Raw genomic sequence first — 7,745 nt, forward strand, 5'->3', positions numbered from 1 at the left:
CGCCGGCGGGGGCGCCGAAGGGTGACGCCGGCGGCGCCGCGCGCCGCCGGCGGGCGGGGCGGTCAGGCCTCGAACTTATAGCCCAGCCCGCGGACGGTGACCAGGTGCACGGGCTTGCCGGGGTCCGTCTCGATCTTCGAGCGCAGCCGCTTGACGTGCACATCGAGGGTCTTGGTGTCGCCGACGTAGTCCGAACCCCACACCCGGTCGATGAGCTGACCGCGCGTGAGCACCCGGCCCGAGTTGCGCAGCAGGTACTCGAGCAGGTCGAACTCCTTGAGCGGAAGCGTGACCGCCGCGCCGCGGACCATCACCGTGTGCCGCTCGATGTCCATCCGCACCGGCCCGGACTCCAGGACGCCGATCTCCTCGACCGGCTCGGCCTCGGCCTCCGCGCCGCGCCGCAGCACGGCCCGGATGCGGGCGATGAGTTCGCGGGCCGAGTAGGGCTTGGTCACGTAGTCGTCGGCACCCAGCTCGAGGCCCACGACCTTGTCGATCTCACTGTCCCGCGCGGTCACCATGATCACCGGCACGCTCGACGTCATCCGCAGGCGCTTGCACACGTCGGTGCCGGACATGCCGGGCAGCATGAGGTCGAGCAGCACGATGTCCGCACCCTCGGACTCGAAGCTCTCCAGCGCGGTCGGGCCGTCCCCCGCCACGCCGACCTCGAAGCCCTCCTTGCGGAGCAGGAACGCCAGCGGATCCGCCAACGAATCCTCGTCCTCCACGATCAGCACCCTGGTCACGGCACCTGGTCCTCTCCTTGTGAGACGTGCTCGGCGGCGGGTGTCGTCCCGTCGCCACCCGGCTCCACGTGGGCCGGGAGTTCGAGTGTGAAGGTCGACCCCGTGCCGGGGCGGCTCCACAGGCTGACAGCTCCGTTGTGGTTCTGCGCGACGTGCTTGACGATCGCCAGACCGAGGCCCGTCCCGCCGGTCGCCCGCGAGCGCGCCTTGTCCACACGGAAGAACCGCTCGAAGACGCGGGCCTGGTGCTCGGGGGCGATGCCGATGCCGCGGTCGGTGACGCGCAGCATCACGGTGTCCCCGTCGATACCCCGGGTGATCGACACGGGCGTGCGCTCCGGCGAGTAGTTGACCGCGTTGGATATGAGGTTGGTCAGCGCAGTGACCAGCAGGGTCCGGTCGCCCCTCACCTCGAGGCCGGACGGCGCATCGGTGATGAGCTCGATCCCGGCCGCCTCCGCCGTCGACGCGGACCGGCGCAGGGCCTCGTCCACCACATCGTCCACGTCCACCGGCTCGGGGTCACGGATACGCTCGGCGCCCTGCAGCCGCGAGAGCTCGATCAGCTCCGAGACCATCCGGCCCAGCCGCTGGGCCTCGCTCACCACGCGTCCACCGAAGTACTCGACAGAGTCCGGGTCGTCCTTGGACTCCAGGAGCGCCTCCGCGAGCACGGCCATCGCCCCGACCGGGGTCTTGAGCTCGTGGGAGACGTTGGCGACGAAGTCGCGGCGGGCCGCCTCCATACGGCGGTGCTCGGAGTCGTCGTCGGCGAACACCACCACGAACTGCTCGTTGTACTCGCCGAGGATCTCGCTGCGCCCGCTCACCGAGGGGATGCGCCGGCGGCCGGTGAGGATCTTGGCGGGCAGGTCGAAGCGCGTGGGTTCGCCCGTCGTGAACGTCGCCTGGGCGGCCAGCCACACCGTCTCCACCAAGAGGCGGTCGTCGACGATCCCCAGCTCCGCCGCGCGACGGTTGTAGAGGACCACGTCCTGGTGCCGGTCCACCACCGCCAGCGCGTACGGCGCCTGCAGGTAGACCCCCTGCAGCACCTCGAGCCTGCTCGGCCCGGCCTGCTCGGCACGACGTCGCTCGTTGCGCCGGTTGATCAGCGGGACGACGAAGCCGCCCACGATGAAGCCGATGACCCCGGCGACGATCGCGAGGAAGATCCCCAGACTGACCTGCACGGCCCCGATCCTACGGTGCCCCGCCCCCGCGCCCGAATCGACGAACCCCCGTCCACCGGCGGGAAGTCCGCTGGTGGACGGGGGTTCACGGCCCGTTCACCGGGCCTTCACCTGCGACGGGCCGTCCGACCGCCCCGGGGCGGGGACACCGCCGCGTGCGCTACTTACCGCCCTGGTTGGCGACCGCGGCCGCACCCGCGGCAGCGGCCTCCGGGTCGAGGTAGGTGCCGCCCGGGTTGGCGACCAGACCGGCCTCGTCGAACCGGTACACCAGCGGGATGCCGGTGGGGATGTTCAGGCCCGCGATGTCGTCGTCCGAGATGCCGTCGAGGTGCTTGACCAGTGCGCGCAGCGAGTTGCCGTGCGCGGCGACCATCACCGTCTTGCCCTCCGCGAGCTTCGGCGCGATCTCGGCGGCGTAGTACGGGATGAAGCGGTCCACGACGTCCTTGAGGCACTCGGTCAGCGGCACCTCCGGCAGATCGGCGTACCGGACGTCGCTCGTCTGCGAGTACTGGTTGTCCGCGTCGATCGCCGGCGGCGGCGTGTCGTAGCTGCGGCGCCACAGCATGAACTGCTCGTCGCCGAACTCCTCCTTGATCTCCGCCTTGTTCAGCCCCTGGAGCTTGCCGTAGTGCCGCTCGTTGAGCTTCCAATGGCGGATGACCGGCACCCAGTGGCGGTCGCACGCGTCCAGCGCGATGTTCGCCGTGGTGATCGCACGACGCAGCAGCGAGGTGTAGAGCATGTCGGGCAGGATCCCCGCCTCCGCGAGGAGCTTGCCGCCGCGGACCGCCTCCTCTCGTCCCAGATCGGTGAGGTCGACGTCGACCCAGCCCGTGAACTGGTTGGACGCGTTCCACTGGGACTGCCCGTGACGCAGGAGGACGAGTGTTCCGTAAGCCATACGCTCATTATGACCTGCCGCCGGAGGACTACGGTGCAGACATGACCGCACACGCCGGAGCCGACACCCCCGCACACCCCGACCGGCCGTGGACCGTGCACTACACCCCGGGCACGACGCACGACCTCGACTACGGCACCACCACCCTCATCGACCAGTTCGACGCCGCCGTCACCGCCCACGCCGACCGGCCCGCCACCGAGTTCTTCGGCCGCCTGACCAGCTACTCCGACCTCGGCCGCCGGGTCCGCCGCGCCGCCGAGGGCCTGCGCCGCCTCGGCGTCCGGCCCGGCGACCGCGTCGCGGTGCTGCTGCCGAACTGCCCCCAGGGCGTCGCCGTCTTCTACGCGGCCCTGCGCATCGGGGCGATCGTCGTGGAGCACAACCCCCTCTACACCGCCGACGAACTCGAGGGCCCGTTCACCGACCACGGGGCGAAGGTCGTCGTGACGTGGAACGTCGTCGCCGACGTCGTGCGCGATCTCGCGGACCGCCCGGGTACCCGGATCGAGCACGTCCTCGCCGTCGACCTCCTCGACGCCTTCCCCACCGCCAAGCGACTCGCGCTGCGACACCTCCCCGTGCCCGCGCTGCGCGCCTCCCGCGCCAAGCTCTCCAGGCCCGCGCCCGGCACGCTCGACTGGGGCGAGCTCGAGACCGGCCCCGAGCTCGACTTCTCGTACCCGCGGCCCGCCGCCGAGGACGCCGCGCTCATCCTCTACACCTCCGGCACCACCGGGGCCCCCAAGGGCGCCGTGCTCACCCACGCCAACCTCGTCGCCAACGCCACGCAGGGCCGCGCCTGGGTCCCCGGTCTCGAGCCCGGGCGCGAGCGCTTCCTCGCGACCCTGCCCATGTTCCACGCCTACGGGGTGACGATGTGCGTGGTGTTCGGCATCGCCCAGGGAGCGCGACTGCAACTCGTGCCGACGCCCGACATGGACCTCGTCATGCCGATCTTCGCCAAGAACCTGCCCACCTTCATCCCCGCCGTGCCGCCGATCTACACCCGCATCCTCGAGGAGTCGGCCAAGCGCAGGATCTCCCTGCAGGGCGTGCGTTTCTCCTTCTCCGGCGCCATGAGTCTGCCCGCCGACCTCATCGAGAAGTGGGAGTCCGCCACCGGCGGCCTGTTGGTGGAGGGGTACGGGATGACCGAGACCTCGCCGATCATCGTGGGCAATCCGATGTCGACGGCGAGGCGGGCCGGCGCGATCGGCGTGCCCTTCCCCGACACCGACATCCGGATCGTCGATCAGGACGATCCGTCGAAGGGCGTCCCGGGCGGCGAGCCCGGTGAGCTCCTGGTCAAGGGGCCGCAGATCTTCCGCGGGTACTGGGGCAACGAGGAGGCCACCGCCGCGACGTTCCACGACGGCTGGCTGCGCACCGGCGACGTCGTGGTGCAGGATCCCGACGGCTTCCTGCGCGTGGTCGACCGCATCAAGGAGATGATCGTCACCGGCGGCTTCAACGTCTACCCCTCCGAGGTGGAGGCGGTCCTGCGCACAGCCCCGGGGATCGCGGACTGCGCGGTGGTGGGTCGTCCCGCGGCCGACGGGGGCGAGCAGGTCGTGGCCGCGGTGGTCCTCGAGCCGGGCGCGACGCTCGACGTCGACGCGGTCCGCGCGCACTGCCGGGCCTCGCTGACCGGGTACAAGGTGCCGCGCGAGTTCGTCGAGGTCGACGACCTGGCCCGCAACCCGATGGGCAAGGTCCTGCGCAAGAAGGTCGCCGAGCAGATCACCGACTGTTGTCGATCGACTAGCTAGACGACGTGACCTTCGCCGTAAACGTATAGGTTGACACCCCGTCTAGCCCGTACGTACTGTGTACTCACAAAGGAAGGGGTTCGCCATGAGCCAGTCATCAGAAGCCACGACTCGTTCGTCGAAGTCGCAGCGTATCAATCTACGAGCGAGCGAACGACAAGAAGAAATCTTACGTCGCGCGGCGTCTGCGACCGACACTTCCATGACCGAGTTCATTCTGGGCAGCGCCGTCGATCAAGCCGAAAAAGTACTCGCCGATCGCAGATGGTTCACGGTTCCCCAAGAGCAGTGGGACGAGTTTAATCGCCTGCTTGATGCCCCTCTAGAGGACGTCTCCAAGCTCCGGAGACTGGCCGCCCGCCCGTCGCCGTTTACCGATCCCGAGAGCGAGTGACCGCCCAGGATGTCGTACTCTCCTCCCCGCAAGCTACTTCGCAGCGATATCACTGATGGATTCTGTAGCGGAGCGGCTGAACTCGATTCGTGGTTGGACCGGTACGCATTCGTCAACCAGCGAGCCAATAATGCGGTCACTTACGTAAGCACCGACGGCGATCGAGTAGTGGGCTACTACTCGATCGTCGTTGCTGCAGTCGAACTTGCTCACGTACCCGATCGGCTAACCAAGGGCGGTCGACCGGCCGAGCTTCCGTGCATTCTACTCGCACGGCTGGCCGTGGACGAGTCAGCTAGCGGGCGCGGACTGGGCGTTGGCCTACTGCAGGACTCACTCAAGCGAGCTGCGGTCATTAGCGAGTCCATCGGGGCGGCCGCATTCCTCATTCACGCTCGCGACGAAGAGGCTAGGAAATTCTATCTTCACCATGGCAACTTTCTGGATTCCCCGACCGATCCGTTGCATTTGTTCTTGCCTATGAAGGACGTCCGCAGGGAGTTTCTTTCAACCTGACGCCTACTCACCGCTCGCGGCTCGCAGCATCTCTCTAGCGGAATCGAGCCACCGAGTCGGCTCAATTTCTACCGCAACCGGGTTTCCCGTCCACAGAGAGGCGGGGTCCCAATACCAGGCAGCGACTCTCCCTCCGATGGAATCGAATTGCCTACCAGCCCGCTCGAGATCCCCCAAAACAATATAAGCCGCCGCTAAATTGACTGGCTTACTGACATTCTCGACCTCGTTTGGCACGGTCTTAAGTAACCGTATGGCCAGTTCCGGGTCATCTGGAATCGAGCAAAACGCCAACGCATTGCCCCATATGGCGTTCTGCGGGTCATTAAGCCACGCCTTTCGCGCGCGGTGCACCGCCGCGAATCTGTCCCCCACTTGTATCGCGAGCAAGATGTCCTCTAAAACTTGCTCCGCATCAACTGATTCCGAATCTCCCCTCTGAAGTTCACTCACTACGGACAGCCCGAGCGCATTCCACAGCACGGGCTTCGGGAATCGCCGCTCGGCCAACACGTCAACGCTGATACCGGTCAGACCTGAAATGCCCTGAGAATCGCTGGTCCAAGCAATCTCAAGTTCCACCGACCGCGTGCACCACTCCTGCGGCGAAGTCCTAGTGAACCGCTCGTAAACCCACCTAGAGACGGACTGCCCGCCGGCCGAAACCCTGTGGTCGAGCACTGCTTCCGTACGTTCGTATCCTTCTAGCTTCCAAGCAATCAGATGTGCCGCGGCCGCCTCCTCTATCCATCGATCGATGTGATGGCGTCTGGCGCCCCTTCGAGTTTCGTGTAAGAGATGATCGAGCGTGATCTCTCCGTCCGCTCCGCGGCAGCTAGAAAGGCAGTCCTCAACGTATTTGAGCCACGGCTGCATCGTCGGAGCGGAGGGAAGAGGTTCGTCCGAACCCGCTTCCCTGGCCCACACCGCCAGGCTCAGGTCGTAGAGCAGCTGTGTCGCGACTGATGGTGCTAGAAATCCCCTCAGGACCATGTCTGGACCGATACCCCGCTCGCCCAACAACCCGAGCGCCGATGTCACATAAACGGCACGCCTCAGTGGGTCCCGCCACGGAGGGGTGAGGACTTTGTCGCGCACCAAACGAAGCAAGGTGGCCGTCGGCCAAGACCCGTCCGGAGGAGCGCCGACCCGTTGCAAGACGTCTCGACCCAAGTCGACGTCAGCCCATTCCCATTCGATCCGACGTTGCTCGACGGCGTCGTTGCGGATTGATTCGCACGCCCCGTATCCGCCACACAATGCATGGTCGTTCGCCGAGCATTCAGTTACGAAGTTGTCGAGGGCGGCGACGTGAAGCTCGGAGTACACATTGCGAATCGTAGGCCAGCGGTCAGACAAAAGGGCAAAGCCGGCCGCCTACTCCGGCTGGGGCAGGTCCTCGGTGAGGTGGCGGAACGCGTCGAGGTTGCGCAGCGGCTCACCCCGCGAGACCCGCCACTCCCATTCGCGGCGGATCGACGTGTGGAAGCCGGTCTCGAGGATGATGTTGAAGTCGTGGTCGGCCGCCTCGAGCACCTGACCCAGCACGCGGTCGAGCTCCTCCTCGGTCACCGCGATGAGCGGCAGGCGGCCGACGAGGTAGATGTCGCCGTTGTTGTCCAGCGTGTACGCCACCTGGTACAGCCGACGATTGCGGCGCAGGAGGTACTTGTAGACCTTCTCGAAGTCCTCGTCCGGGTTACGGCACACGAACGCCTCGACGCGCACGCTCTCCTTGTTCACCGTGAGATGGCAGGCGGTCTTGAGCCGCTTCTCCCCCGGCAGCTGCACGACGAAGGTGTGGCCGTCGGCGAGCGTGGACTCGATCTCCCGCTCCACGAGGAAGTCGTGGATCCGGTCCACGGTGGGCTGGTCGAAGTCGGGCTCGCGGGTCTCGTCGCTCATGGTGGGGCTCCTTCGGCGGTGGGGCGCGTCGTCCCTCGTGTCTACTCGAACTTCTGTCTACGCGAGTGGCGCCCACAGGGGGTTCGGCGCCCGCGCTCCGGCGGATGGTCCGGGCGGCCGGGCGCGGTCAGGACGCCGCCTCCGCACGCCGGGAGCGGTCAGGACGCCGCCGCCTCCGCACGCCGGGCCCGGTAGGCGGCCATAGTGCCCGCGTACGACTCCAGCAGTCCGTCGGCCGTGGAGTCCCAGCTGAACCCGGAGGCGTGCACCGGGGCGGCCCGCGACATAGACAGGCGCAGCTCGTCG

At 67.3% G+C, this 7,745-nt stretch carries 8 protein-coding genes and 1 pseudogene; 3 read left to right on the forward strand and 6 right to left on the reverse strand.

Going from position 1 to position 7,745, the window contains the following annotated elements:
• Positions 1-62: 62 nt before the first annotated feature.
• The 3 genes from G6030_RS12015 to G6030_RS12025 all read right to left on the reverse strand — a co-directional run bounded on the left by G6030_RS12015 (position 63) and on the right by G6030_RS12025 (position 2,852).
• Positions 63-752: a response regulator gene (locus G6030_RS12015; protein ID WP_182643280.1), complete on the reverse strand. Its 690-nt coding sequence runs from the start codon at positions 750-752 to the stop codon at positions 63-65.
• Positions 749-1,945 carry an ATP-binding protein gene (locus G6030_RS12020; protein WP_182643281.1) on the reverse strand — a complete coding sequence of 399 codons (1,197 nt, stop codon included), beginning with the start codon at positions 1,943-1,945 and terminating at the stop codon, positions 749-751. Before G6030_RS12020 ends, G6030_RS12015 begins: the two co-directional genes overlap by 4 nt.
• Positions 1,946-2,105: 160 nt before the next feature.
• On the reverse strand, positions 2,106-2,852 hold the full coding sequence (locus tag G6030_RS12025) for a phosphoglyceromutase (RefSeq protein WP_182643282.1): 747 nt from the start codon (positions 2,850-2,852) through the stop codon (positions 2,106-2,108).
• A 41-nt stretch (positions 2,853-2,893) separates the two neighbouring features.
• Here G6030_RS12025 and G6030_RS12030 point away from each other — a divergent pair, with 41 nt between their 5' ends.
• The 3 genes from G6030_RS12030 to G6030_RS16885 all read left to right on the forward strand — a co-directional run bounded on the left by G6030_RS12030 (position 2,894) and on the right by G6030_RS16885 (position 5,534).
• On the forward strand, positions 2,894-4,624 hold the full coding sequence (locus G6030_RS12030) for a long-chain-fatty-acid--CoA ligase (protein ID WP_182643283.1): 1,731 nt from the start codon (positions 2,894-2,896) through the stop codon (positions 4,622-4,624).
• An 85-nt stretch (positions 4,625-4,709) separates the two neighbouring features.
• Positions 4,710-5,018, forward strand: coding sequence for a DUF1778 domain-containing protein (locus G6030_RS12035; protein WP_182643284.1), 309 nt, complete (start codon positions 4,710-4,712; stop codon positions 5,016-5,018).
• A gap of 9 nt (positions 5,019-5,027) precedes the next feature.
• On the forward strand, positions 5,028-5,534 hold the full coding sequence (locus G6030_RS16885) for a GNAT family N-acetyltransferase (RefSeq protein ID WP_347238651.1): 507 nt from the start codon (positions 5,028-5,030) through the stop codon (positions 5,532-5,534).
• Positions 5,535-5,537: 3 nt separating this feature from the next.
• Here G6030_RS16885 and G6030_RS12040 read toward each other — a convergent pair whose 3' ends face one another.
• The 3 genes and pseudogenes from G6030_RS12040 to G6030_RS16550 form a co-directional block, all read right to left on the reverse strand.
• Positions 5,538-6,863 carry a hypothetical protein gene (locus G6030_RS12040; protein WP_182643285.1) on the reverse strand — a complete coding sequence of 442 codons (1,326 nt, stop codon included), beginning with the start codon at positions 6,861-6,863 and terminating at the stop codon, positions 5,538-5,540.
• A gap of 48 nt (positions 6,864-6,911) precedes the next feature.
• The gene (locus G6030_RS12045) at positions 6,912-7,439 is read right to left on the reverse strand and encodes a YbjN domain-containing protein (protein ID WP_187701775.1); all 528 of its coding nucleotides are present in this window, start codon (positions 7,437-7,439) and stop codon (positions 6,912-6,914) included.
• Between the two features lie 158 nt (positions 7,440-7,597).
• Positions 7,598-7,745 (reverse strand): annotated as a pseudogene (locus G6030_RS16550) (D-inositol-3-phosphate glycosyltransferase); the annotation flags it as partial.

Source organism: Dietzia sp. E1, from assembly GCF_014145015.1.
GTDB classification, from domain to species: domain Bacteria; phylum Actinomycetota; class Actinomycetes; order Mycobacteriales; family Mycobacteriaceae; genus Dietzia; species Dietzia cinnamea_A.